Source organism: Nocardioides sp. HDW12B, from assembly GCF_011299595.1.
Lineage (GTDB): Bacteria > Actinomycetota > Actinomycetes > Propionibacteriales > Nocardioidaceae > Marmoricola_A.
Genome location: NZ_CP049867.1, coordinates 981,088 through 1,004,893, shown reverse-complemented (window position 1 = coordinate 1,004,893; position 23,806 = coordinate 981,088). Strand labels below are relative to the sequence as shown.

Annotated in this window: 23 protein-coding genes and 1 tRNA gene; 9 read left to right on the top strand and 15 right to left on the bottom strand. The window is 73.3% G+C overall.

Annotated features, from left to right (window positions below):
* Positions 1–19 precede the first annotated feature (19 nt).
* Entirely contained in the window at positions 20–445 is a 426-nt protein-coding gene (locus tag G7072_RS04820) for an OsmC family peroxiredoxin (protein ID WP_166084496.1), read from the bottom strand.
* A gap of 238 nt (positions 446–683) precedes the next feature.
* Between G7072_RS04820 and G7072_RS04815 the strand changes: the two genes are divergently transcribed.
* Entirely contained in the window at positions 684–1,088 is a 405-nt protein-coding gene (locus G7072_RS04815; protein ID WP_277343400.1) for a globin, read from the top strand.
* 103 nt (positions 1,089–1,191) lie between these two features.
* Positions 1,192–1,914: a methyltransferase domain-containing protein gene (locus G7072_RS04810; protein ID WP_166084495.1), complete on the top strand. Its 723-nt coding sequence runs from the start codon at positions 1,192–1,194 to the stop codon at positions 1,912–1,914.
* Here G7072_RS04810 and G7072_RS04805 read toward each other — a convergent pair.
* Positions 1,898–2,761, bottom strand: coding sequence for a thioesterase family protein (locus G7072_RS04805; RefSeq protein ID WP_166084494.1), 864 nt, complete (start codon positions 2,759–2,761; stop codon positions 1,898–1,900). The genes G7072_RS04810 and G7072_RS04805 overlap by 17 nt on opposite strands.
* Before the next feature lie 154 nt (positions 2,762–2,915).
* Here G7072_RS04805 and G7072_RS04800 point away from each other — a divergent pair, with 154 nt between their 5' ends.
* The gene (locus G7072_RS04800) at positions 2,916–4,133 is read left to right on the top strand and encodes an acetyl-CoA C-acetyltransferase (protein WP_166084493.1); all 1,218 of its coding nucleotides are present in this window, start codon (positions 2,916–2,918) and stop codon (positions 4,131–4,133) included.
* Positions 4,134–4,281: 148 nt separating this feature from the next.
* Here the strand turns inward: G7072_RS04800 and G7072_RS04795 are convergent, their stop codons facing one another.
* From G7072_RS04795 to G7072_RS04755, 9 genes are all read right to left on the bottom strand, one after another.
* Positions 4,282–5,229, bottom strand: a complete 948-nt coding sequence (locus G7072_RS04795) for a type IV toxin-antitoxin system AbiEi family antitoxin domain-containing protein (RefSeq protein WP_166084492.1) — start codon at positions 5,227–5,229, stop codon at positions 4,282–4,284.
* Positions 5,230–5,423: 194 nt separating this feature from the next.
* Positions 5,424–7,106: an energy-dependent translational throttle protein EttA gene (gene ettA / locus G7072_RS04790; protein WP_166084491.1), complete on the bottom strand. Its 1,683-nt coding sequence runs from the start codon at positions 7,104–7,106 to the stop codon at positions 5,424–5,426.
* Positions 7,107–7,262: 156 nt separating this feature from the next.
* Positions 7,263–7,727: a single-stranded DNA-binding protein gene (locus G7072_RS04785; protein ID WP_166084490.1), complete on the bottom strand. Its 465-nt coding sequence runs from the start codon at positions 7,725–7,727 to the stop codon at positions 7,263–7,265.
* A 221-nt stretch (positions 7,728–7,948) separates the two neighbouring features.
* A complete protein-coding gene (locus G7072_RS04780; protein ID WP_166084489.1) occupies positions 7,949–8,650 on the bottom strand; it encodes a hypothetical protein in 702 nt (233 codons plus the stop codon).
* A gap of 212 nt (positions 8,651–8,862) precedes the next feature.
* Positions 8,863–9,546, bottom strand: a complete 684-nt coding sequence (locus G7072_RS04775; RefSeq protein ID WP_166084488.1) for a response regulator transcription factor — start codon at positions 9,544–9,546, stop codon at positions 8,863–8,865.
* A complete protein-coding gene (locus G7072_RS04770) occupies positions 9,543–10,706 on the bottom strand; it encodes a sensor histidine kinase (protein ID WP_166084487.1) in 1,164 nt (387 codons plus the stop codon). Before G7072_RS04770 ends, G7072_RS04775 begins: the two co-directional genes overlap by 4 nt.
* A 168-nt stretch (positions 10,707–10,874) precedes the next feature.
* Entirely contained in the window at positions 10,875–12,524 is a 1,650-nt protein-coding gene (locus tag G7072_RS04765) for a GTPase (protein ID WP_206063285.1), read from the bottom strand.
* Entirely contained in the window at positions 12,521–14,272 is a 1,752-nt protein-coding gene (locus G7072_RS04760; protein WP_206063284.1) for a GTPase domain-containing protein, read from the bottom strand. Before G7072_RS04760 ends, G7072_RS04765 begins: the two co-directional genes overlap by 4 nt.
* Positions 14,227–15,555: a PrsW family intramembrane metalloprotease gene (locus G7072_RS04755; protein ID WP_166084485.1), complete on the bottom strand. Its 1,329-nt coding sequence runs from the start codon at positions 15,553–15,555 to the stop codon at positions 14,227–14,229. The genes G7072_RS04760 and G7072_RS04755 overlap by 46 nt, the downstream gene beginning before the upstream one ends.
* Positions 15,556–15,620: 65 nt before the next feature.
* On the opposite strand from G7072_RS04755, the gene G7072_RS04750 reads away from it, so the two are divergent.
* Together G7072_RS04750 and G7072_RS04745 are read left to right on the top strand one after the other, a co-directional pair.
* Positions 15,621–17,084, top strand: coding sequence for an aminopeptidase P family protein (locus G7072_RS04750; protein WP_240917151.1), 1,464 nt, complete (start codon positions 15,621–15,623; stop codon positions 17,082–17,084).
* Positions 17,077–17,973, top strand: coding sequence for an LLM class flavin-dependent oxidoreductase (locus G7072_RS04745; RefSeq protein WP_166084484.1), 897 nt, complete (start codon positions 17,077–17,079; stop codon positions 17,971–17,973). Before G7072_RS04750 ends, G7072_RS04745 begins: the two co-directional genes overlap by 8 nt.
* Before the next feature lie 12 nt (positions 17,974–17,985).
* On the opposite strand, the gene G7072_RS04740 is transcribed toward G7072_RS04745, so the two are convergent.
* The gene (locus tag G7072_RS04740) at positions 17,986–18,687 is read right to left on the bottom strand and encodes a hypothetical protein (RefSeq protein WP_166084483.1); all 702 of its coding nucleotides are present in this window, start codon (positions 18,685–18,687) and stop codon (positions 17,986–17,988) included.
* 155 nt (positions 18,688–18,842) lie between these two features.
* Here G7072_RS04740 and G7072_RS04735 point away from each other — a divergent pair.
* Positions 18,843–18,916: transfer RNA gene (locus G7072_RS04735), tRNA-Arg, on the top strand.
* A 138-nt stretch (positions 18,917–19,054) separates the two neighbouring features.
* Entirely contained in the window at positions 19,055–19,639 is a 585-nt protein-coding gene (locus tag G7072_RS04730) for a DUF1349 domain-containing protein (protein ID WP_166084482.1), read from the top strand.
* Positions 19,640–19,753: 114 nt separating this feature from the next.
* Here the strand turns inward: G7072_RS04730 and G7072_RS04725 are convergent, their stop codons facing one another.
* Positions 19,754–20,089 (bottom strand): YnfA family protein, encoded by a 336-nt coding sequence (locus tag G7072_RS04725; RefSeq protein ID WP_166084481.1) that lies wholly within the window; start codon positions 20,087–20,089, stop codon positions 19,754–19,756.
* A gap of 96 nt (positions 20,090–20,185) precedes the next feature.
* Complete coding sequence (locus tag G7072_RS04720; RefSeq protein ID WP_166084480.1) at positions 20,186–21,400, bottom strand: hypothetical protein; 1,215 nt, start codon at positions 21,398–21,400, stop codon at positions 20,186–20,188.
* A gap of 57 nt (positions 21,401–21,457) precedes the next feature.
* On the opposite strand from G7072_RS04720, the gene G7072_RS04715 reads away from it, so the two are divergent.
* On the top strand, positions 21,458–21,934 hold the full coding sequence (locus G7072_RS04715; RefSeq protein WP_166084479.1) for a MarR family transcriptional regulator: 477 nt from the start codon (positions 21,458–21,460) through the stop codon (positions 21,932–21,934).
* 5 nt (positions 21,935–21,939) lie between these two features.
* Here G7072_RS04715 and G7072_RS04710 read toward each other — a convergent pair whose 3' ends face one another.
* Positions 21,940–22,974 carry an adenosine deaminase gene (locus G7072_RS04710; protein ID WP_166084478.1) on the bottom strand — a complete coding sequence of 345 codons (1,035 nt, stop codon included), beginning with the start codon at positions 22,972–22,974 and terminating at the stop codon, positions 21,940–21,942.
* A gap of 83 nt (positions 22,975–23,057) precedes the next feature.
* Between G7072_RS04710 and orn the strand changes: the two genes are divergently transcribed.
* On the top strand, positions 23,058–23,771 hold the full coding sequence (gene orn / locus G7072_RS04705) for an oligoribonuclease (RefSeq protein ID WP_166084477.1): 714 nt from the start codon (positions 23,058–23,060) through the stop codon (positions 23,769–23,771).
* Positions 23,772–23,806: the final 35 nt, after the last annotated feature.

Sequence of the window (23,806 nt, the reverse complement as noted above, 5' to 3'; positions counted from 1 at the left end):
CGGGGTGCGGTGGGGCCGCTCAGGCGAGCGACGCCTCCAGCGTGATCTCGGTGCCGGTCAGCGCCTGCGAGACCGGGCAGTTCTTCTTGGCCTCCTCGGCGGCGGCCGCGAAGTCCTCGGCCGAGATGCCCTCGACGGTGCCGACCACGGTCAGCTTGATGCCGGTGATGCCCGTGCCCGGCACGAAGGTCACGTTGGCGGTCACGTCGAGCGCCTGCGGGGCGTGGTCGGCCTGCGCCAGGCCGTTGGACAGCGCCATCGAGAAGCAGGACGAGTGGGCCGCGGCGATCAGCTCCTCGGGGCTGGTCTTGCCGTTGGCCTCCTCGGCGCGCGAGGGCCAGGACACGTCGTACGTGCCGAGGCCGGAGGACTTCAGGGTCACCTGACCCGAGCCCTCGAACAGCGAGCCTTCCCAGTGGGTCGAGGCGTGGCGGACAGTCGCCATGGTGCATCTCCTTCGTCGTGTGCGGTGCTTCGCGTCGGTCGACCGCGCGGGGGTGGTCCCACGCCGTCGTGCCGCGAACCTACCCGGCCCCGATGGCCCCACGCCGACCGTCCTCGCCCGCTGAGAATCCACCGAAGCGTCACGTGTGTCGCGCCGAAGCGTCACGTGTGTCGCAGCGAAGCGTCACGTGTGGCGCACCGAGGCGGCTCGTACGACGACGCCTGACAGACTTGGGCCCGTGACCGAGACCCTCCCCCCGACCGAGCAGTCGTTCTTCGACGAGATCGGCGGCATGCCCACCATCGAGAAGATCGTGGCGCGCTTCTACGAGGGCGTGGCCACCGACCCGGTGCTGGGACCGATGTACCCCGCGGAGGACCTCGCCGACGGCTCCGCGGAGCGCCGTCTGCGCCTCTTCCTGGCGCAGTACTGGGGCGGCCCCACGACGTACTCCCAGGAGCGGGGGCACCCGCGGCTGCGGATGCGGCACGCTCCCTTCACGGTCAACCGCGAGGCGCAGGCGCACTGGCTCGAGCACTTCCGTGTCGGGCTCGACGAGGCGCACCTGACGCCCGACCAGGACGCCAAGTTCTGGGGCTACGTCACCTACGCCGCGGAGTTCATGCTCAACACCGAGGACTAGTCCACCCGGGCCATCGGGAACGCCCCGACGGGGGACGACGGTCCCTGGGATCCGCCGGTCCGCGGTGCTGCCATGGAGGATGGTCGGGCGGCTCGAGCGACGCGTGCGCGGCGTCACCATCCCGGCGACGGTCGTCGTGACACCGCCGCCGCAACGACCCGTGCGCGCGTTCGCCCGGTGGGTCGCGCAGTCGACCCCGCCCGGGGCCGACGTGCTCAACATCGGTGGCGGCTGCAACCGGTCGGGCGCCCTGCCCGGCGTACGACGACGCGCGGGGCGTGTCGTGAGCGTCGACCCCAGCGCACGGGTGGACCTCGACACCGTCGCCGACGAGCGTCACCGGATGACGCTGGAGCAGTTCGCGCCCGACCACCCCGAGAGCTTCGACGTCGCGTTCGCCGTCTACGTGCTCGAGCACGTCGCGGACCCTGCCGCGTTCGCCGAGGCCGCCGCACGGGTGCTGCGCCCCGGCGGCTGCCTGCTGGCGCTGACGCTCAACCGGTGGCACTACTTCGGCCTCACCACCTGGGCCACCTCACGGCTCGGCGTCGACGAGTGGCTGCTGCGGCGCGTCCGTGACCCCGAGGTGGTGCAGGAGTACCACGTGCCCACGGAGTACCGGATGAACAGCATCGGCTCGGTCGCGCACCGGCTCGAGGACGCCGGCTTCTCCCGCGTCGAGCTGCGGATGTGGGACCTGCCGCGGCTCTACGAGCCCTACCTGCCTCCCCCGCTCAAGGGCGTGGCGACCGCCTGGAACCGCGCCGCCTACACCCTCGACCACCCCGCGCTCATGGGGCACCTGATGCTCAGGGCCGAGCGCTGAGGGCGGCCTGCTCGGAGTCGCTCAACGGCACCGAGTGCCCGGTCTCGGGGTCGAAGGTCACCATGACGGCGCGCGCCCGCGACAGCACGTTCTCGCCGTCGGAGATCTCCGAGGCGACCACGAAGGACGAGCGGCCGACGCTCTCGACCCACGAGTCGATCGGGTAGGGGTCCGGGCGCAGCAGGATCGGCCGGGCGTACTCCACGTCGATCGCGCCCACCACCAGGCTCCACCGGGCGATGCCGCCCTCGACGAGGCTGCTCATCATCGCGATGCGCGCCTCCTGGACGTACTCGAAGTACGTCACGTTGTTGACGTGGCGGTAGAGGTCGACGTCGGAGAAGCGGACGTGGCAGTCGTAGCGGTGGCGCCGCGCCTCGCCGGAGTCGCGCGCCAGGCGGCCGGTGCGCGGCCGGGGTCCCTCGTCGTCGTCGCTCAGCTGGGCCAGGACGTCGCGCTCGGTGGCGGTGATGCGGCGCGGCGACTCCGTCGAGAAGACGTACGGCGCCAGCTGCGACCGCGCCTGCACGTAGACCGTGCGCTCGCCGTGCTCGTCCTCGTCGAAGATCTCGTAGGCCATGGTGAACGAGGCCGCGCCGACCTTGGTCACCCACGTCTCGATGGAGACCGGCTCCTCGCGGTAGACCAGCGGCACCCGGTAGTCGACCTCGTGCTTGACGACCACCACGCCCTCGGCCAGCTCCTCGCCGCCCGACACCGGGGCGTGCAGCCGCAGCATGTCGACGCGCGCCTCCTGGAGGTAGTCGACGTACGTGACGTTGTTGACGTGGCCGAGCTGGTCCATGTCGGCCCAGCGCAGAGGACAGCGGTAGAGGTGACGAGTCACACCTGCATGCTGGCAGATTCCTCACTAGGGTGGCCGGGGCGGTCTCGCCGTACGGCGGAGGTGTGACTGACTGCCGCCGTTTCAGCACCGTGTCCGACCGTGTCACCCGCGGCCCGCCGGAACCGTCCGGGGTCGCCCACCGAACGGAGAACCCATGCCCGAGGCCGTCATCGTCGCCACCGCCCGCTCCCCCATCGGACGGGCCAACAAGGGGTCGCTGAAGGACATGCGCCCCGACGACCTGACCGCCCAGATGGTCCGGGCCGCGCTGGACAAGGTGCCCGCGCTGTCGACCGACGACATCGACGACCTGCTGCTCGGCTGCGGCCTGCCCGGCGGCGAGTCCGGCAACAACCTGGGCCGCATCGTCGCGGTGCTGCTCGGGATGGACAACGTGCCCGGTGCCACGATCACGCGCTACTGCTCGTCGTCGGTGCAGACCACGCGGATGGCCTTCCACGCCATCAAGGCCGGCGAGGGCGACGTCTTCATCAGCGCCGGTGTCGAGACCGTGTCCCGCTTCGCGAAGGGCACCTCGGACCACTGGCCCGACACGCACAACCCGCTGTTCGCCGACGCCGAGGCGCGCACGAAGACGTACGCCGAGGGCGGCCAGGACTGGCACGACCCGCGCGAGGACGGGCTGCTGCCCGACGCCTACATCGCGATGGGGCAGACCGCGGAGAACGTCGCCCGCATGAAGGGCCTCTCGCGCCAGGAGCTCGACGAGTTCGGCGTCCGGTCGCAGAACCTGGCCGAGAAGGCGATCAACGACGGCTTCTGGGCCAAGGACATCACCCCGGTGACGCTGCCCGACGGCTCGGTCGCCTCCACCGACGACGGTCCGCGCGCGGGCGTCACGTACGACGCGGTCTCGCAGCTGCAGCCGGTCTTCCGCCCCGACGGTGTCGTGACCGCCGGCAACTGCTGCGCGCTCAACGACGGCGCCGCCGCGGTCGTCGTCATGAGCGACACCAAGGCCGCCGAGCTGGGGCTCACCCCGCTGGCGCGCATCGTGTCGACCGGCCTGACCGGGCTGTCGCCCGAGATCATGGGGCTCGGCCCGGTCGAGGCGTCGAAGCAGGCGCTGGAGCGCGCCGGGATGTCGGTCGGCGACATCGACCTCGTCGAGATCAACGAGGCGTTCGCGGCCCAGGTCGTGCCGTCCTACCAGGACCTCGGCATCGACCTCGACCGGCTCAACGTCAACGGCGGCGCCATCGCCGTGGGACACCCCTTCGGCATGACCGGCGCCCGCCTGCAGTCGACGATGATCAACTCCCTGCAGCACCACGACAAGCAGACCGGCCTCATCACCATGTGCGTCGGTGGCGGCCAAGGCATGGCGCTAGTCCTCGAGCGCCTCAGCTGAGGCCCTGTCGGTTTCACTAGGTACCTAGTGAAACCGGCGCTTCCCGAGCGAAACTTCGCTCGGGAAGCGCCGGTTTCGTGCGGGAAGCATCCGTCGTACGGCGCCCTCGCACCGACCCGTTCTCTCCCGAACCGACCCCCGAGGTCCCTCAGGCCGCGGCGCGCCGCATCGCCCGCTCGATCCGGGCGACGAGCCGGCGGGGGTCCGCGAGGTCGGCCCAGACGACGCGGATGACGATCCACCCGGTCACCTCGCGGATCAGGTCCTCCCGCTTCTTCTCGCGCAGCACCGCATCGGTCACGCTCTCCCCGGGGCGGAGGTACTTCAGGTACTTCTTGCGACCGTCGAACTCGAGGACCACACCGTGCTCAGGCCAGGCGAAGTCGACGCGCGCGATGACCCTGCCGTCCAGCAGGATCTCGAGCTGCGGCACCGGCGCAGGCAGTCCGGAGCGCCACAGCAGGTGACCGGTGCGGGTCTCCCCCGCCGATTCGTGACGCCCGTCCGCCAGGGTGACCGCGAGCTGCAGCCCGAGGCTGTGCGGCCACCCTCCGACCGCGGCGTACCGGTGCGCCAGCGCCTCCTTGTCGCACAGGTCGTTCCGCAGGGCCGAGTCGAGCGTGACGAGGCCCTGCTCGAGGGACACCAGCGATGCCGACTCCAGCGCGGCGCGGGAGACGGGGACGACCGGCAGTCCGCGGACCCAGGTCAGCTCGTTGGGCTCGACGAGCCCCTGGTGGTGCACCACGTCGTTCGCTCGACGCCCGTGCTTGTCGTCCGCTCGGGTGACGTGCAGCCTGCGGAGGTCGACGTCCCACAGGTCCAACCCGTGCAGGCACGCTGCCGTGTGGTGGCTGAACGCGACGCGATCGCCGTGAGTGCGGTGCAGGGCGCGCGCGGTGATGAGGTGGCGCTCGCGCCCGTCCGCACGTCCCCAGTCGTCGGCGGCGATGTAGGCACCGTGACGCACCCTCACGAGCTCCCCGGCCCGCACGGCTCGACGCAGGGCGCGGTCGTCGACGCCCGCGGCGAGCGCCTCGCGGCGCAGGAGGATCGTGGGCTCGGAGGACGAGGTGTCGGTGAGGTCGAGTCGCATGTGCCCACCCTCAGGCCCCGCGCACGGCGTACGGCGTACGTCGTGCTGGGCTGTGGGCAGCGGGAGGTCTCCCGGGGTTGGGGACGAAGTCCGGCCCGTCGTGACCGCTGCTCCCCTGACGAAACCGGCGCTTCCCGAGCGAAGTATCGCTCGGGAAGCGCCGGAACCACTAGGTACCTAGTGAAACCAGCAGCTCAGTCGCGGGTGAGGCGGCGGTGGGTCACGCGGTGGGGGCGGGCGGCCTCGGCGCCGAGGCGCTCGATCTTGTTGGCCTCGTAGGCGGCGAAGTTGCCCTCGAACCAGAACCACTTCGCACTGTCCTCGTCGGTGCCCTCCCAGGCGAGGATGTGGGTCGCGGTGCGGTCGAGGAACCACCGGTCGTGGGAGGTGATGACCGCGCAGCCGGGGAACTCCAGCAGCGCGTCCTCGAGCGACTGCAGGGTCTCGACGTCCAGGTCGTTGGTGGGCTCGTCGAGGAGCAGCATGTTGCCGCCCATCTTCAGCGTCAGCGCCAGGTTGAGACGGTTGCGCTCACCGCCGGAGAGCACGCCGGCCTTCTTCTGCTGGTCCGGGCCCTTGAAGCCGAAGGAGGCGACGTAGGCGCGGGAGTTCATCTCGAAGTTCGCGACCTTGATGAAGTCCAGGCCGTCGGAGACGACCTCCCAGACGTTCTTGTTGGGATCGATGCCGCCGCGGCTCTGGTCGACGTACGAGATCTTGACCGTCTGGCCGACCTTCAGCTCGCCACCGTCGGGCTTCTCCTCGCCGGTGATCATCCGGAACAACGTCGTCTTGCCAACGCCGTTGGGGCCGATGACACCGACGATGCCGGCCTTCGGCAGCGTGAAGGTGACGTCGTGCATGAGGGTGCGACCCTCGAAGCCCTTCTCGAGGTCGTGCGCCTCGAGCACCACGTCGCCGAGGCGGGGACCGGCCGGGATGTTGATCTCCGAGGTGTCGATCTTGCGCATGCGGTCGGCCTCGGCCGCCATCTCCTCGTAGCGCGCGAGACGCGACTTGCTCTTCGTCTGCCGCGCCTTGGCGTTCGAGCGCACCCACTCGAGCTCGCGCTCGAGCATCTTGGCGCGCTTCGCGTCCTTGGCGCCCTCGACCTTGAGGCGGCTCTGCTTCGTCTCGAGGTACGTCGTGTAGTTGCCCTCGTAGGGGTGGGCCTTGCCCCGGTCGAGCTCGAGGATCCAGCTCGCGACGTTGTCGAGGAAGTACCGGTCGTGGGTCACGGCCAGCACGGCACCCGGGTACGACGCCAGGTGACCCTCGAGCCACTGCACCGACTCGGCGTCGAGGTGGTTGGTGGGCTCGTCGAGCAGCAGCAGGTCGGGCTGCTGCAGCAGCAGCTTGCACAGCGCGACGCGGCGGCGCTCACCACCGGAGAGGTGGTCGACGAGCACCTCCGGCGGCGGGCAGCGCAGCGCGTCCATGGCCTGGTCGAGCCGGCTGTCGAGGTCCCACGCGTTGGCGTGGTCCAGGTCGGTCTGCAGGTCGCCCATCTCGGCGAGCAGCGTGTCGAAGTCGGCGTCCGGGCTGCCCATCTCCTCGGAGATGGCGTTGAAGCGGTCGAGCTTGCCCTTGATGTCGCCGACGGCCTCCTCGATGTTCTGCAGCACCGTGCGGCCCTCGCTGAGCGGGGGCTCCTGCTGGAGCATGCCGACGGTCGCGCCGGGGTCGAGCATCGCGTCGCCGTTGTTGGCGTGGTCGAGCCCCGCCATGATCTTCAGCAGCGAGGACTTGCCGGTGCCGTTCGGGCCGACGACACCGATCTTGGCGCCGTGGAGGAAGGAGAGGGTGACGTTGTCGAGGACGACCTTGTCACCATGGGCCTTGCGCACGTTGCGCAGCGTGTAGACGTATTCAGCCATAGTGGCCCCAGCCTACGGTGCGCCCGCCCCGCGGCTCCAATCACCGGCGGACCGCTCAGCGCGGTGCGCCACCGGGTCGGGTCCGTCCGGACAGGATCCGACCCGGCTCTCGCCGGGAGCCGTGCGCCGAGCGCCGGACGGCGTCGCGGCCCGGGCTCAGGCGGCCCGCTCCGCGCCCCCGGCGTCGGTCGCTTCCGCCCCCTCGCCCGGGGTCTCGCCGTCGGCGCGACCGCCCTCGCGCGAGCCGTCGCCGCCGAGCTCCTGCGGCCGGTCGCCGCGCCACCAGTGGCTGCAGCCACGGTTGAGGTCGTGACCCACCAGCGTGGCGTCGACGATCATCGTGGTGCTCGGCGAGCCCTCCTCGGGCGTCCAGGTCTCGGTGCGCAGCTTGCCGCTGACGATGACCGGGTCGCCCTTGCGGATCGACTGGCGCACGTGGTCGGCGAGCGTGCGCCAGACCGTCACGGTGTACCACCCGGTCTCGCCGTCCACCCAGTCCCCCTCGCGCCGCAGCCGCGGGGTGACCCCGACGCGGAAGCTGGCCACCGAGGTCTCCTTGACCACCCGGTGGCGGACCTCGCTGCCCACCCAGCCCTGGAAGGTCACGTACGTGTCCTGCATCTGATTCCCCTTCGTCCTGCGCCCGGGTCGCCGGTGCGCTCCGTCGTGTGGGCACCACTGTCGCCGCCGGCCGCCGACGCCCGGGGGCGCGTGGTTGCGGTCGTGGAGAGCCGGCCGGTTCGTCGACCGGTGGACAGCAACCGGCCCGCACGACGACAGGGGCCGCCCGCAGGTGCGACCTGCGGACGGCCCCTCAGGGGTGCTCCGAGCCCGGGGGCGGCTCAGACGGACGGCACCCTGCCTCGGGTGGCTCGCTCCAGGGCCACCGCGAAGACGGTGAAGCTCACGAGCACGACGCAGGTCCCCCAGACGGCGGCCATCGAGCCGACGTAGGCCACGATCCCGGCGACGACCGCTGCCGGTGCCCACCAGCGGACCAGCCCCGCGCGCCACAGCGCCAGGGAGACCACGGGCAGCGAGAGCGCGAAGCCCACGAGACCGGGCACGAGCATGGCCGGCAGGCCCCACATCGAGTCGTCGATGAACGCGTGGAACTCGCCGATCGCCGCGACGCCGTAGATCTGACCGATCGCCGAGTCCACGTAGTCGATGGTCAGCATGCCCGGCATCGTCGTCATCCCCGTGAACCCGAGGACGGCCGCGACGTTGGCCAGCCAGCGACCCCTCCCCCGGACGTAGGGCGCGAGCAGCAGCGCCGGAGCGATCCAGAAGGCGTAGGACCAGTGGAACAGGAAGGACTTCCACTGCAGCGGGTCGGGGTTGTTCGTGTAGATCCGGTTCATCTCCTCGCCGGTGGTGCCGGTGCCCGGGTCGGCGACGGTGCCGGCGATCGCGAGGGCCGCGGCGATCACCGGGGATGCCACGAGCAGGTAGCGCCGGATCCGCAGCCCGAACGGCTGCCGGGCGGCCAACGCAGCCGGTGCGTGCGTGTCGGTGGGAGCGGGAGTGGTGACGGTGGTCATCACGAGGTCCTTTCGGGAGCGACCCGGTGGAGCCCGGGTCCGGAGCGGTTGTGTTGTTGACAAGAAGCCAACCGCGACCGGGCCTCATCACGGATCGGGCCGAGGACGGATCTTCGCCTCGTCCCCGCGACGGAGGGTGACCTCCCCCGGGCGGACGAGCACGCCGCACCAGCAGGACGCGCGAGCCTCCCCCGGCAGCAGGAGGCGTCGGCTCAGGTCCGGTCGGAGCCCGGCGACACCACGCCGTGCTCGTAGGCGTAGATGACCGCCTGCACCCGGTCCTTGAGGCCGAGCTTGGCCAGGACGTTGCTGACGTGGGTCTTCGTGGTCGCCTCGGAGACGAACAGCGCGGTCGAGATCTCGGCGTTCGAGCGGCCGCGCGCCATCAGTCCCAGGACCTCGAGTTCGCGCGGCGTCAACCGCCCCAGCGCGTCGTCCGGTACGGCGTGCGCGGGTCGCGTCGGCGCCCGCCCCACGAAGGCGTCGATGACCCGCCGGGTGATGGACGGGGCCAGCAGGGAGTCGCCGGCCGCGACGACCCGGATCGCCGCCGCCAGCTCGTCGGCCGGGGCGTCCTTGAGCATGAACCCCGAGGCGCCGGCGCGCAGCGCCTCGAAGACGTACTCGTCGAGGTCGAAGGTCGTCAGCACCAGCACCCGGGTGTCCACCCCCTCGGCGACCAGCTGCCGGGTGGCGGAGATGCCGTCGAGCTGCGGCATCCGGATGTCCATGAGGGTGACGTCGGGCCGCAGGTCGCGCACGACCTCCAGCGCCTCGGCGCCGTCGGCGGCCTCCCCCACCACCTCGAGGTCGGGCTCGGCGTCCAGCAGGGAGCGGAAGCCCGCGCGGATCATGCCCTGGTCGTCGGCCACCACGAGTCGGATGGGAGTGCTCATCTGGGCTCCTCGAGCGGGAAGCGGGCCTCGACGGTGAAGCCACGGCCGGGCGACGTGGTGACGTCGACCGCACCGCCGTACAGCGCGACGCGCTCGCGCATCCCCGCCAGTCCCTGGCCCGCGCCGTCGCCGCTCAGGTCCGCCGCCCCCTGACCGTCGTCCTGCACCCGCACGGTCAGCATCGCGGGGGTCCACGTCAGCGTGACCTCGACGCGGGTGGCGTCGGCGTGCTTGGCGGCGTTGGTCAGCGCCTCCTGGGCGACGCGGAAGGCAGCCAGGTCGAGACCGGGTCGCACCGGCACCGGCGCACCCTCGACGTGCAGCGTGACGGGCACCGCGGAGGTCGAGGTGCGGCCCACGAGCGCCGGCAGCTCGCCCAGCCCCGGCGCAGGTGCCAGGTCGACCTGCTCGCCCGAGGTGCGCAGCACCCCGAACAGCCGCCGCATCTCGGCCATCGCGTCGCGCGCGGTGGCCTCGATCCGGGCGAGGTCCTCGATCTCCCGCTCCTGCGCGGGGTCGAGCCGGCGGCGGACGGCCTGCGTCTGGATCGTCACGACGCTGATCGAGTGGGAGACGACGTCGTGCAGCTCGCGGGCGATGCGGGTGCGCTCCTCCGCCACGGCCCGCGCCGCCGCGTCCTCCTGGTCGCGCTGGAGCAGCTCCGCGCGGGCCATCGCCTCCGCCGCCCGCCGGGTGCGCTGACGGGTCGCGGCACCGACGCCCCACGGGCCACCGACGAACACCACCGCCGCCGCGAGGTCGCTCGGCTCCACCCCGCCGGGTAGCTGCACCGCCAGGAACGGCAGCAGCACGACCGCCAGCCCCCACCCGCTGCGGGGCGGGTCGGTCTCGAACCCCACCGAGAACGCCACCAGCACCAGGCTCAGCAGGATCGCGAAGTCGCCCTGCGGGTTCGTGAGCAGGTTGCTCACCACCACCAGGACGGCGACCGCGACCGGCAGCTGACGCCGTACGGCGAGCGCGGCCATCGCCAGCACGGCCAGCACGAGCTGCCACGGGGCCCGGGGGGCGGTCGAGGTGACCTGCTCGGCCACGGTCAGCGCGACGAAGAACCCCGCGAGCAGCAGGTCCATCCATGGCGGCTGCCGGAGCGCGGGCGGCCGCAGACGCTCGACGGTCAGCTCGGGGAGGTGCGGCACCCCAGCACCGTAGGGCACCTGGACCGGCGTCCACATCCGTCGCGCGACGGATCTCCGGGCCGGTCGGCTGGTTCCTGGTCGGCGCCTGCAACCAGGACGGGCCGTCGGGTGCGGGCAGCGCCCGGAACCCGGCATCCCTGCGGGGAGTGACCAGAACCCGGCCGGCGCTCAGCGGGCGGCAGCCACCTCGAGCGCCCGACGGGCGCGGGCGTAGGCCTCGACCTCGGCGCCGATCGGGGCCAGCACGAGACGGTCGGCGACCTCGGCGACGGACTCCTCCAGCCGCCGGCGCGCCTTGCGGCCCCGGGCCCGGGCCACCCAGCCGTTGACCACCCGCGAGAGCACGGCCAGCGCCCAGCCGCCGGCGAGGCCCACCACCAGCAGCAGGGTCGGGACCGGGATGCCCTCGGTCTCGGGCGGGTCCGGGATCGGGATCGCGACGAAGTCGACCAGGGCGAGGAGCCCCAGCCAGACCGCACCGGCCAGCAGCGCGACGACCAGCACGAGCTGCAGCAGCCGGGCCAGCCGCCACCACAGCGGGACCCGGTCGACGCCGAGGTCGGTGCCGGCGACGGCGCGGTCCAGGGCGTCCTCGAGGTCGTCGGCGCGCGACAGCGACGCACGGCGCACGGAGCGCTGCCAGGCCGGGGCCAGCGGCTCCCCCACGACGTCGGCCACCCGACGTACGGCGGTCTCGGCCCGGGCCCGCTCGACCCGACCGGCGGCCGGCAGCGAGGTGCGGTCCGGGGCCCGGTCGACATCAGAGCCGGAGCCGGACCCGCGTCCCGGGAGACGGTCGAGGTGCAGGCGACGCAGCGGGTCGGGCCGCAGCCGCGCCCGCCAGGCCAGCACCGGCCACCCCGTGCGCATCGAGCCCCGGCGCACCATCGACCGCTCGACGGCGCGCACCACGGTGGGCACGCCCGCCGACTCGGCCAGCGCCCCGACCAGCTCGGTGCGGTGGGCCTTGCCGATCTCGGCGGAGCGTGCGTCGGCGGAGCCGTTCGCCTCGGCCATCCGGGCGGCGACCGCCGAGACGTCGGCGGACAGTCTGGCCGCGGCGGCGCGGGTCGCCGCGACCCGCTCGGCAAGCACGTCTCGCAGGTGGTCGACGCCCTCGCCGGTCAGCGCGGAGGTCTGCAGCCGGGGCACGCCGGTGAGTCCGTCGGCGTCGAGGAGCCGGGCCAGGTCGCGGTCGAGGTCACGGCGTCGCTCGGGCGGCACCTCGTCGACGTGGTTGAGCACCACCATCATCACGTCGCGGTGGGTGCTCAGCGGGGCGAGGTAGCGGTGGTGGATCGCGGCGTCGGCGTACTTCTGCGGGTCCAGCACGAAGACCAGCAGGTCGACCACCTCCACCAGTCGGTCGACCTCGACGTGGTGGGCGACCTCGGTGGAGTCGTGGTCGGGCAGGTCGAGCAGCACCAGTCCCCCGAGCCTCCCGGGGTCGCCCCCGACCTGGTGGCGCTGCGGGACCTCCAGCCAGGCGAGCACCTCGTCGGCCTCGCCCCAGGCCGCGGCGGTGGTCGACGACGTCGTCGGGCGTCGTACGCCGACCTGGCTCAACGTCGAGCCCGCGAGAGCGTTGAACAGCGAGGACTTCCCCGAGCCGGTGGCCCCGGCGAGCGCCACCACGGTGTGGTCGCCGGCCAGGGCGAGACGTCCCTCGGCACGCTCCAGCAGCGACCCGGCCCGCGCCAGGAGGTCGGGGTCGAGCCGGCCCTCGGTGGCCTCGACGGCCTCGCGCAGCGCATCCAGCCGGGCCGGGAGCTCGGGTCCGCGTCCCGTCAGCCGACGCACACCCGCGGCGATGCTCACGCCCGCGCCTCAGGTTCGGCGACCCGCGACCGCTCGACCGCGCCCACCGCGGCGTCCAGCCGCTCGCCGTCCTCGGTGCGCACGCCCAGCGCGGCGAGCACCTCGTCCCACCGGGCGCGCTCCCCGTCGTACGCCGCCGCCACCCGCTCCTCCAGGTCACGGCGCGAGAGCTCGGTGAGCCGCCGCACGGCCTGGTCGCCGAAGACCGCCTCGAGCAGCTTCTGCCCCAGCACGGCGCTGCCGCCGGCGATGCCGACCTCGGCGCCCGTCATGCCGGCGGTGCTGACGAAGACCACGATCATGAGCGCTACGGCGAGGCCGTTGACGCCGAAGGCCAGGAAGCGTGCGGTGGTGCGGCGCGACTGGCCCTCCTCGCGCACCAGCTCCACGACGGCCCGCTGCCAGTCGCGCACGACCCGCTCGGCCGCGCCACGGAACTCCCGCGAGGCCCGGCCCAGGTCGCGCGCACCGGGCTCGGACAGCACCTGGCGGCCGGTGGTCGAGCCGTCCCAGGCGTCACGGGCGCGCTCCGCGGCCGCCTCGGCGTGCTCGACCAGCAACGCCTCGAGGCCGGTCTCCACCGCCGAGGTCACGCGGTCGACCTGCGCGGGCTGGCCGCGGAAGAAGCCGGTGACGCGGTCGCGGAGCCAGCCGACCTTGGACTCGACCGAGCGCATCAGGTCGCCGGCGCCGACGAACTCCTGCCAGCGCGCCAGCAGCTCGCCGCGCAGCAGGCTGCCGTCGGCCGACGCCTCGCCGACCTCACGACGGGCGCGGTCGTAGGAGCGTGCGACGTCCTGGTGCAGCTGCTGCACGGCGGCGCGCTGGTCGCCGTGGGCCTCCGCGATGCCGCGCGCGCGACGTACGACGGACTCCACCGCGCCCTCGAGGGTCTGCCGCACGACGCTCGCCCGCGCGTCGGAGTCGGCGGCGAGGTCGTGCAGCCAGCCGGCGATCGGCGCGGTCTGCTGGGCCGGCAGCAGGCCCTCGCCGTCGAGGCCGACCTCGGCGACGGTGAAGAGCGGCGAGGCGGCCAGGTCGCGGGCGTCCATCATCTCGCGCAGGTGCGCGCCGACCTCGTCGACGGCCGCCGGTGGGGTGCGGTCCAGCACGATCGCGACGGCGGCACTGCGCTCGGCCGCGGCGCGCAGGAAGTCCCACGGCACCTGGTCGGCGTAGCGCGCGGCCGAGGTGACGAACAGCCACAGGTCGGCGGCGGCCAGCAGCTGGCTCGCCAGCGCCCGGTTGCGGACCTCGACGGAGTCGATGTCGGGCGCGTCCATGACGGCGAGGCCCCGGGGCACGGTGTCGGCCGTGACGACCTGCACGGCACCGGGGTCCTGGCTCGGCCCGTGGCTGCGGGCGAGGTCGGGCAGCACCCGGTCGTCGTCGAACCACGCCACGTCGTCCGGGTGGCAGACCAGGACGGGGGCGCGGGTGGTCGGCCGCAGCACCCCGGGCTCGCTGACGCGGCGCCCCACGAGCGAGTTGACCATGGTCGACTTGCCCGCCCCGGTGGAGCCGCCGACGACCGCCAGCAGCGGGGCGTCGATCTGGCGCAGCCGCGGCAGCACGTAGTCGTCGAGCTGGCCGACGACCTCGTCGCGGGCGGCGCGGTGGCGGGCGGCCTCGGGGGTCTCCAGCGGCAGCCGGACCCGGGTGAGGGCGTCGCGCAGGTCGGTCAGGGTGCTCTCGAGACCGGTCACGACCACCCCTGCGGCCAGCCGGACGAGTGGGGGTGCGGCCACGCCGACCAGGCCGACCAGGCCGGCTGCGGCGGCGCGGTGACGTGGGCGCGGAGCACCCCGAGCCGGTGGGCCATGTGGGCGCCGCGGCGGTGCGTGTCCTCGGCGTCGCGGCCGCGCCGACCACGGTGACCGCGCATGACGTGGTCGTGCAGCACCGCCAGCTCGATGGCCTGCCGCTGGTAGTCCTTGAGCAGCTTCTCCGCCCCCGGGCCGCCGCGGCGTCGCGCGTTGCGGCGAGCGGTACGCCGAGCCGGGGGCCGCACCAGCCAGAGGACCTCGTCGAGCCCCAGGTAGCCGCGGTGCGCCAGGTCGGTCAGCGACCGGGTCAGCATCCGACCCTCCCGCACCCGGAACCAGATCGCCAGCCCGACGAGCACGAAGAACCCCGGCACCATGGCGAAGAAGTAGGTCAACGGGAAGAAGCGTCCGTCGGCGAGGAAGGCCGAGCCGTTCCAGGCCGCGTGCAGACCGACCGCGACGAGGTAGCCCACCAGCGGCGCCAGCCAGCGCAGCCACCGGCGGCGCGTGCCGACCATGATCCCCGCCCCGATGCCGATCGCCGAGGTGAACAGCGGGTGGGCGAAGGGGCTGAAGACACCGCGCACGACGAAGATCGTGGTCGCCGCTCCGAAGCCGCCCGGCCCCAGGCCCATCTCGCCGGCGTACGCCCCGGCGAAGTAGAGGATGTTCTCGGTGAAGGCGAAGCCGATGCCGACCAGCCCCGCGTAGACGAGCCCGTCGAGCACGCCGTGGATGACGTGGCGGCGCAGCCAGAGCAGCAGCAGCACGAAGGCGCCCTTGGCGGCCTCCTCCGAGATCGGCGCCACGACGACGCCGGACCAGACCATGCCGCGTCCGCTCAGGCTGTCGTCGACGACCTGCAGCACGAGCGCGGTCGCGGTGGCCACGAGGGCGCCCCAGCCGAACGCCATGAGCAGCAGCCGCCCCGGCTCGGGCTCGTAGCGGTCGAGCCACAGGTAGCAGCCGACGAGCGGCCCCACCGGCAGCAGCGCGAGCACGAACCCGACGGCGATCGCCTCGGGCTGGCCACTGGCGACGAAGACGAAGCCGATGACCCCGGCGCCGATGAGCAGCCCCACTGCGACGAGCACCGCGAAGACGATGCTGCGGGCGTTGCGCCGGCTCGAGAGCGACGGCGGGACGGGCGGCAGCGGGGGCGGTGCCCACCCCTGGCTCCAGCCGTGGCCCTGGCCGTGGGCAGGTGGGTGTGCCGCCGGAGCCCAGAGCTGCGGCGGACGCTGTTCACCGACGCCCCAGGTCACCTCCGGAGCGTATCCAGTGAGCGACGACCCGAACCATCGAACGGTCGTCGTCGTAGGCTGGCCGGGTGAGCACGGACGAGCAGACCACCCCGACCACGCCCCCCTCCGGCAGCCTCTCCGGCAGCCTCTCCGGGCCAGCCCCGGGGACCGCCTCCCACGACCAGGGCGTCCCCTCGGCGTACGCCGCCTTCATGCGCACGGGCTGGGGCGACCGCGAGCTCGACCTCCCGCCGCACCCCGTCACGCCGTGGGCGCAGGCGCGGCGTGAGCGGCTCGCGGACCTGCTGCCCGGCGAGCGCCTGGTGGTCCCCTCGGGCACCTACAAGCAGCGCTCCAACGACACCGACTACCGCTTCCGGCCGCAGACCGCGCACACCCACCTGTCGGGCAACCAGACCTCCGACGCCGTGCTGGTGCTCGAGGACGGCGAGGCCACCCTCTTCGCGCGACCGCGCTCCAGCCGCGACACCGACGAGTTCTTCCGCGACCGCGTGTACGGCGAGCTCTGGGCCGGCCGCCGTCCCTCGCTGCACGAGATGTCCGACTCGCTCGGCCTGACCTGCCGCCACATCGACGAGCTGCCCGCCGCGCTGGCCGCCTCGGGCAAGACCCGGGTCCTGCGCGGGGTCGACGCCTCGGTCGACGCCCTGGTGCCCTCCGACGAGGGCCGCGACGCCGAGCTGGCGACGCTGCTGGGCGAGCTGCGCCTGGTCAAGGACCCGTGGGAGGTCGAGCAGCTGCAGGAGGCCTGCGACGCGACCACGCTCGGCTTCTCCGACGCCGTCGCGGAGTGGGACAAGGTCCTCGAGCACGGCGAGCGCTGGGTGGAGGGCACGTTCTTCCGCCGGGCCCGCACGATGGGCAACGACATCGGCTACGACTCGATCGTCGGCGGCGGCAGCCACGCCACCACGCTGCACTGGATCGACAACACCGGCCCGGTCACGCCCGGGACGCTGCTGCTGCTCGACATGGGCGTGGAGGCGACCAGCCTCTACACCGCCGACGTCACGCGCACCCTGCCGGTCGACGGCCGCTTCTCGCCGCTGCAGCGCGACCTCTACACGCTGGTGCTGACCGCCCAGCAGGCCGGCATCGACGCGGTCCGGCCCGGTGCGGCGTACCTCGACCCGCACGACGCCGCCATGCGGGTGCTGGCCCACGGCCTGGAGGACCTCGGCCTGCTGCCGGTCCCCGCCGAGGAGGCGCTGGCCCCCGACAGCCTGGTCTACAAGCGCTGGACGCTGCACTCGACGAGCCACATGCTCGGCCTCGACGTCCACGACTGCGCGGGCTCGCGCCCCGAGGCCTACACGGCGGGCACGCTCGCCGAGGGCATGGTGCTGACCGTGGAGCCGGGTCTGTACTTCCAGGAGGACGACCTGCTGGTGCCCGAGGAGATGCGCGGCATCGGCATCCGCATCGAGGACGACATCCTCGTGACCGCCGACGGCCACCGGAACCTGTCGGCCGCGCTGCCCCGCGAGCCCGACGCCGTGGAGGAGTGGATGGCGGGCCTGGGTGGCTGAGCCGTCGCCTGCGCCGCGGCTGGGCGTCGTGATCCCGCCGTCACGCCCCTGGTCCGAGTCCCGGGAGGCGTGGCGCTCGCTCGACGACTGGGGCCTCGACGTCGGCTACACCTGGGACCACCTGACCCACCGCACGGTGCCGGGCCGCTGGCTCGCCGAGGGCTGGGCGACCGTGGCCGCCGCCGCGGCCTCGACCTCGCGGGTGGACGTCGGGGTGCTCGTGGCCTCGGCCGCGCTGCGGCGCCCGGTGGCGCTGGCCCGGCTGGCCGCGACCGTCGACGACGTCAGCGACGGCCGGATGGTGCTGGGCTTCGGGGCCGGCGTGCCGACCGAGGGCGGTGCCGACACCGGCCGGGTGCCGGAGTTCGGCGAGCTGAGCCGGCTCTTCCACGACACCGTCGACGGCCTCGAGGCGGTGTGGCGCGGCGACACGGAGTGGCAGGGCCGCGAGCTGTCGTTCACCGGGATCGAGACGTTGCCGCTCCCTCCCGGACGCCGTCCGCCCCACCTCATGCTGGCCGCCCACGGTCCCCGCGGCCTCGACCTCGTGGCGCGCAAGGCCGACGGCTGGTCGACGTACGGCGGGCCGCAGTCGCGCGACCTGACCGGCGACGACTACTGGGCCGAGGTGACCCGGCAGCGGGACCGGCTCGTCGCGGCGTGCGAGACCCACGACCGCGACCCCGCGACCGTCCGGATGTCGCTGCTGGTCGGCTTCGGCCATCTCCGCCCGCTCGCCTCGGTCGAGGCGTACGTCGACGCAGTCGGCCGGGCCACGCAGATCGGCTTCACCGAGCTGGCCGTCTACTGGCCAGACGCGGACCCGTCCAGCTCGCTGCACGCCGACCCGGAGGTCCTCCGCGAGGGTGTGGCGCGGCTGCGCGCCTGACGGGCCTGACCGTCAGTCGAGCCCGCGGACCGCGGCGTACCACTCCTGGGCCACACCGGCGAGCTCGCCCTGGCTGACCTGCGGCTTGCTGGCCGGCTGCTGGGTGGCGACGCCGAGGATGTACTGGTACTCCCCCACGTTGAAGGCGACGTTGCGCCCGATGAGGCCCTGCTGGCCGAAGACGTCGAAGCCCTCCGCGCCGGGCACGCCGGGCACCGGGAACTTCTCGACCTCGCCCTCACCGGGCTGGTCCTCGATGCCGGACTGCACGTCGGCCTTGGCCCCCGCGGGGGTCTCGAAGCCGATCACGACGCGGACCGCGTCGGCGGTCCTCGGCGCCTTCAGCTGCTCGAAGGCACCGGCGACGAAGCCGCGCTCCTCGAGGGCGGCGAGCTGCTCCGGGGGCGCCCCGGCGTTGAACTCCTCCAGGCCGAGCACCTGCGGGTCCGTCTCCGGGGCGGTGCCGAACAGGTCGTCCGCGGCGGCCAGCCGGGCCAGCACGCCCTCCTCGACGTCTGACGGGACGCCCGAGCCGGAGGTCTCGGGCAGCTCCTCGCTCGCGTCGTCGGAGGGGCTGCTCGATGCGCTGTCGGACGCGGTCTCCGACGCGCTCGCGGCGGGCGTCTCCTCGGTCTCCGGCTCGCCCGAGTCCGAGCACCCGGCCAGGACGAGGACCAGCGCCGTCAGCGCGATCGCTCCTGGGGTGCGACGCATCTCCACCACTCCCTGCTCTCGTTGGCCGGCGCCCCACGGCGTCCGGTCCGACCATCGACCCTAAGGGGGCAGGTCCCGAAGCGGGCAATCGGGCGCCCGGCCGGGCGGCTATCCTGACGCGCGGGTCCGCGGCGACGTCCGCGATCCCGCCACCTGCCCTCGTAGCTCAGCTGGATAGAGCAGCGGCCTTCTAATCCGCCGGTCACAGGTTCGAATCCTGTCGGGGGCGCCCTCCACCTCACCCAGATGCGTGGGAAAAGCACCCACCTGGGCCCCCGACCAGGTGCTTTTCCCACGCATCTGCGGGAGCCGGCCGGCCGGGGCCCGACGTCTGGTCACGGCACGCACGAGCAGCCAGGATGCTGCGATGAGCAGCCGTGACGTGCCGTGGTCCGAGGGACACTGGTCCCACCCGCCCGTGCAGGTGGTCGAGGACGGTACGTCGCTGCTCGTCACGGCCCGGGAGGGCAGCGACGCCTGGCGCCACACCAGCTACGGCTTCGTGCACGACAGCGAGCACGCGCTGCTGGCACCGCTGCCGAACGACGCGGCCGTAGAGGTCGACGTCGTCCTCGACTACGCCGAGCAGTTCGACCAGGCAGGCGTGTTCCTGCACGCCGCCGAGGACCACTGGGTCAAGGCCGGGGTGGAGGTCTCCGACGGCGTGGCCCAGCTCGGCGCGGTCGTGACCCGGGGGCGCTCCGACTGGTCGGTGGCGCCGGTGCCCGACTGGCGCGGGCGCACGGTCACGGTCCGCCTCAGCCGGGCCGGTGACGCCGTGACGGTCCGGGCCCGTGCCGAGGGGGAGGCGTTCCGCCTCGTGCGGGTGCTGCCGCTCGATCCCGAGGCCGCGGCCACGGCCGGTCCGTTCTGCGCGGCGCCGACCCGGGCGGGGCTGCAGGTCCGGTTCCTCGCCTGGCGCACCGGGGCGCCCGACGCGTCCCTGCACTGACCCCACCTTCCCCGCCTCACAGAACCGAGAGAAAAGCACCCTCCCGGCCGGTCCCAGGGTGCTTGTCTCTCGGTTCTGCCGCGCCGGCAGGGCGGGGGAGGCTGTGACGAGCCCTCACGACGTCCGCGGGGAGTACATGATCACGGCCACGCCGACGAGGCAGAGCACCGCGCCGACGACGTCGTACCGGTCGGGGCGGAAGCCGTCGAGCACCATCCCCCACGCCAGTGAGCCGGCGACGAACACCCCGCCGTACGCGGCGAGGATGCGTCCGAAGTTGGCGTCCGGCTGCAGCGTGGCCACGAAGCCGTAGAGCCCGAGTGCGACCACCCCGAGCCCGATCCAGAGCCAGCCGCGGTTCTCGCGCACGCCCTGCCAGACCAGCCAGGCACCCCCGATCTCCGCGACGGCGGCGAGCAGGAACAGCGAGATCGAGCGCAGCACGTCCATCGCCCCATCATGCGCGCCGGCCCCGCCTCACAGAACCGAGGCAAGAGCACCCTCGCGAGGGGTCCGGCGGTGCTTGTCCCTCGGTTCTGTCACGCCTCAGCCGTGGAGCGCGACGTACTGCTCCACGAGGAAGCGGGTGAGCGCGATCCGCTCGTCGAAGGCGTGCCGCGCGCCGGGGTCCTCGGAGCCCAGCAGCTCGTAGAGCAGCGAGTCGAAGCCGCTGCGCAGCAGCGAGACGGTCACGAAGGAGTCGTGGACGGCCGCGTCCTGGTCGGCGACGCCCTCGTCGTGCAGCCCCCGGAGGTACGCCGCCAGGATGCGTCGGGCGATCTCGGGCAGCTGGGCGGCAGGCACCTCCCCCGCCTGCGTCAGCCCGACGAGCAGCTGGGACAGGTCGAATCCCAGGGCGTGCGGCGTGCGGAAGGACAGGTCGATGACCACCAGCTCGGCCGGGTCCCCGGCCGCCGGCAGCAGCAGGTTCTGCGGGCTGGCGTCGCCGTGCGGCAGGCACTGCACCATTGCGTCGAGCCGGACGAGGTCGTCGGCGATCCGCTCCCCCAGCCGCCCCAGGGTGGCGCGCAGGTACCCGTGGTCGGCCAGCCACGGGTGTGCCCACAGCGCGTCGTCGGTGAGCGGCGCGAGTCCGCGCATGGGGACGGCCTTCTCGGCGTACATCCGCAGCGCCATGCCGACGGGCAGGTCCGTGACACCGAGCACCTCCGGCGTGGTCGAGCGAGCGTTCCAGCGGCCGAGCAGGTACGCCGCCCGGTCGTAGCGGTCGAGGTCGAACACCGCGCCGATGTCCCCCGGCACCAGCGCGACGTCCTCCTGCCACACCGCGATGCGGTCCTCCTCGAGCTCGATCAGCTCGTGCAGCGCCGGGCTGCGCAGGCTGTCGGGCAACGACGCCTGCACGCGGGGGTCCCACAGCTCGAGCTCAGTGCGCCAGGGGAAGGTGTCGGCGAACTCCCGGGCCAGGTCCGGGGGCATCTGGGCCAGCCCCTCCCAGTGGCGCGGGTGCTGGATCACCTTGCAGAACATCGACCAGGCCCCACCACCCTCGGTCCGCCCGGTCACGCGGTAGACGCCGTGCGTCGCCGGCGCCCCGAGCGAGTGCGAGACCACGGAGACCTCCGCCGAGCCGGAGCGGTGGACGCCGCCTCCCGCCCGGCGCACCAACGCGTCGAGCCGCCCGTCCACCGCGCCGGGGTCCTCCACGCCCGCGAGGCCGAGCAGCGCCTCGACGGTCATCTCGGGCACCGGCGGCAGCGAGGAGCGGGCCCGCCCGCCCGCGTGCGTCGTCTCCGTCACCCCGTCACCTCCGTCAGTCAGGTAACCTTCCTACCTCGGCGATAGTAAGGTTGCCTTATGAGTGGGGTCAAGGACGACTTCCCCGACCACGCCCTGAGCCTCCTCGGGCAGGTCATGGACGGGCTGCGCCGCGACATGCACGCCCGGACGAGCCAGCCCGGGACCCCGGGCATGCCGGCCTCCGGACGGGGGCTGCGGTCCTCGCAGATCCGTCTGCTGAGCCTCACCCCGCCCGACGGGATGCGTGTCACCGACCTCGCCGAGCGGGTGGGCATGACCAAGCAGGCGCTGGGCGAGTTCGCCAACGCCCTGGAGGAGCGCGGCCTGCTCGAGTCCCTGCGCGACCCGACCGACCGCCGGGTCCGCATCCTGCGTCTCACTCCGGACGGACGTGCCGCGGTCGCGGCCAGCGAGCGGCTGATCGACGAGGTCGAGCAGGAGTGGCGCGAGCGGGTCGGGCCGGAGACCTGGGACGCCCTGCGCGCCGGCCTGCTGGCCGCCGTGGCGGCGCGACGCGACGACGAGCGGGGCTAGCGGGGCTAGCGGGACGAGCGGGGCGCGTCGGCGTAGGCGTCGATCTCGGCCAGCAGACGGGCCTTCGTGGCGTCGTCGGCGAAGGAGCAGCGCACCCCGGAGCGGGCCAGGTCGGCCACGCCCGCCTCGTCGAGGTCGAGCAGCTCCGCCGCGATCTCGTACTCCTTGGTCAGCCACGTGCCGAACATCGGCGGGTCGTCGCTGCCGATCGTGATCGTGACCCCGGCCTCGACCATGGCCCGGACCGGGTGCTCCTCGTACGACGCCACCGCCCGGGTGGCGAGGTTCGAGGTCGGGCACACCTCCAGCGGGATGCCGGTCGCGGCCAGGTGGGCCAGCAGGTCCGGGTCCTGCACCGACGAGGTGCCGTGCCCGATCCGCTCGGCCCCGAGCAGCCGGATCGCGTCCCAGACCGTCTGCGGGCCGGTGGTCTCCCCCGCGTGCGGGACGGAGTGCAGCCCCGCAGCGCGGGCGGCGTCGAAGAAGGGCTGGAACTGCGGGCGCGGTACGCCGATCTCCGGCCCGCCGAGCCCGAAGCCGACGAGCGTCGAAGGGCTCTTGTCGAGGTAGGTCACGGTCTCCGCGGCCGCCTCCACGCCGAACTCGCCCGGCACGTCGTACACCCAGCGCAGGACGACGCCGTGGTCGCGCTCGGCGGCCGTGCGCGCGTCCTCGATCGCCTCGACGAACGCCTGGATCGGCACCCCCGCCTTCACGTTGGTGTACGGCGTGCAGGTGAGCTCGGCGTAGCGGATGTTCTGCCCGGCCATGTCCGCGGCGATCTCGTAGGTCAGCATCCGCACGTCCTCGGGCGTCCGGACCAGGTCGACCACGGCGAGGTAGACCTCGACGAAGTGGGCGAAGTCGCGGAAGGTGTAGAACTCCCGCAGGGCGTCGAGGTCCGACGGCACCGTGCCGGGGTGGCGCTCGGCCAGCTCGGCCACGATGCGGGGCGAGGCCGACCCGACGTGGTGGACGTGCAGCTCGGCCTTGGGCAGACCGGCGACGAAGGCGGCGTGACGGGACGGGTGCTCGCTCATGCGGCCGAGTCTCTCACCGGGGCCGGGCCGGGCGTCGCACCCGTATGGGCCCCGACCGCGCACCCGGTGAGTAGGGTCGCAGCGTGACTGACCGGCTGGTGTGGATCGACTGTGAGATGACGGGGCTCCTGGTGGAGTCCGACGCCCTCGTCGAGGTGGCGGCGCTCGTCACCGACTTCGAGCTCAACGTGCTCGGCGAGGGGGTCGACCTCGTCATCAAGCCGCCCGCCGCGGCCCTGGAGCAGATGGTGCCGTTCGTGCGCGACATGCACACCTCGTCGGGCCTGCTGGAGGAGCTCGAGGCCGGCATCACCCTCGCCGAGGCGGAGGAGCAGGTGCTCGCCTACGTCCGCGAGCACTGTCCCGACGGCTCGCGCCCGCCCCTGGCCGGCAACACGGTCGGCACCGACCGGCTCTTCATCGCCCGGGACATGGCCGAGCTCGACGCGTTCCTGCACTACCGCATCGTCGACGTCTCCTCCATCAAGGAGCTGTCACGGCGGTGGTACCCGCGCACCTACTTCAACTCCCCGACCAAGCGCGGCAACCACCGCGCCCTGGCCGACATCCAGGAGAGCATCGAGGAGCTGCGTTACTACCGCGAGGCGGTCTTCGTGCCGCCGCCCGGCCCGTCCTCGGTCGAGGCCCGCGAGCTGGCCGCCCGCCACGGCGGCACCCTCACCGGGCTGACCGGCGACGAGGCGCCCCCGGCGCCCGCCGAGCCGGACGCCCTCCAACCGGAGGACCACCGGCCGGCACCGGAGCCGCAGGACGGCCCCGGTCCGGGGCCTGCCTGAGAGCAGGTACACTTCTCGCCGTTGCCGCTCGTGGG

What these genes read in the sequence shown, in the direction of transcription:
- G7072_RS04820 (WP_166084496.1), bottom strand. Translation starts at nt 445, where the DNA reads ATGGCGACTGTCCGCCACGCCTCGACCCACTGGGAAGGCTCGCTGTTC.
- G7072_RS04800 (WP_166084493.1), top strand. Translation starts at nt 2,916, where the DNA reads ATGCCCGAGGCCGTCATCGTCGCCACCGCCCGCTCCCCCATCGGACGG.
- G7072_RS04795 (WP_166084492.1), bottom strand. Translation starts at nt 5,229, where the DNA reads ATGCGACTCGACCTCACCGACACCTCGTCCTCCGAGCCCACGATCCTC.
- ettA (WP_166084491.1), bottom strand. Translation starts at nt 7,106, where the DNA reads ATGGCTGAATACGTCTACACGCTGCGCAACGTGCGCAAGGCCCATGGT.
- G7072_RS04785 (WP_166084490.1), bottom strand. Translation starts at nt 7,727, where the DNA reads ATGCAGGACACGTACGTGACCTTCCAGGGCTGGGTGGGCAGCGAGGTC.
- G7072_RS04780 (WP_166084489.1), bottom strand. Translation starts at nt 8,650, where the DNA reads ATGACCACCGTCACCACTCCCGCTCCCACCGACACGCACGCACCGGCT.
- G7072_RS04775 (WP_166084488.1), bottom strand. Translation starts at nt 9,546, where the DNA reads ATGAGCACTCCCATCCGACTCGTGGTGGCCGACGACCAGGGCATGATC.
- G7072_RS04740 (WP_166084483.1), bottom strand. Translation starts at nt 18,687, where the DNA reads ATGCGTCGCACCCCAGGAGCGATCGCGCTGACGGCGCTGGTCCTCGTC.
- G7072_RS04730 (WP_166084482.1), top strand. Translation starts at nt 19,055, where the DNA reads ATGAGCAGCCGTGACGTGCCGTGGTCCGAGGGACACTGGTCCCACCCG.
- G7072_RS04725 (WP_166084481.1), bottom strand. Translation starts at nt 20,089, where the DNA reads ATGGACGTGCTGCGCTCGATCTCGCTGTTCCTGCTCGCCGCCGTCGCG.
- G7072_RS04715 (WP_166084479.1), top strand. Translation starts at nt 21,458, where the DNA reads ATGAGTGGGGTCAAGGACGACTTCCCCGACCACGCCCTGAGCCTCCTC.
- G7072_RS04710 (WP_166084478.1), bottom strand. Translation starts at nt 22,974, where the DNA reads ATGAGCGAGCACCCGTCCCGTCACGCCGCCTTCGTCGCCGGTCTGCCC.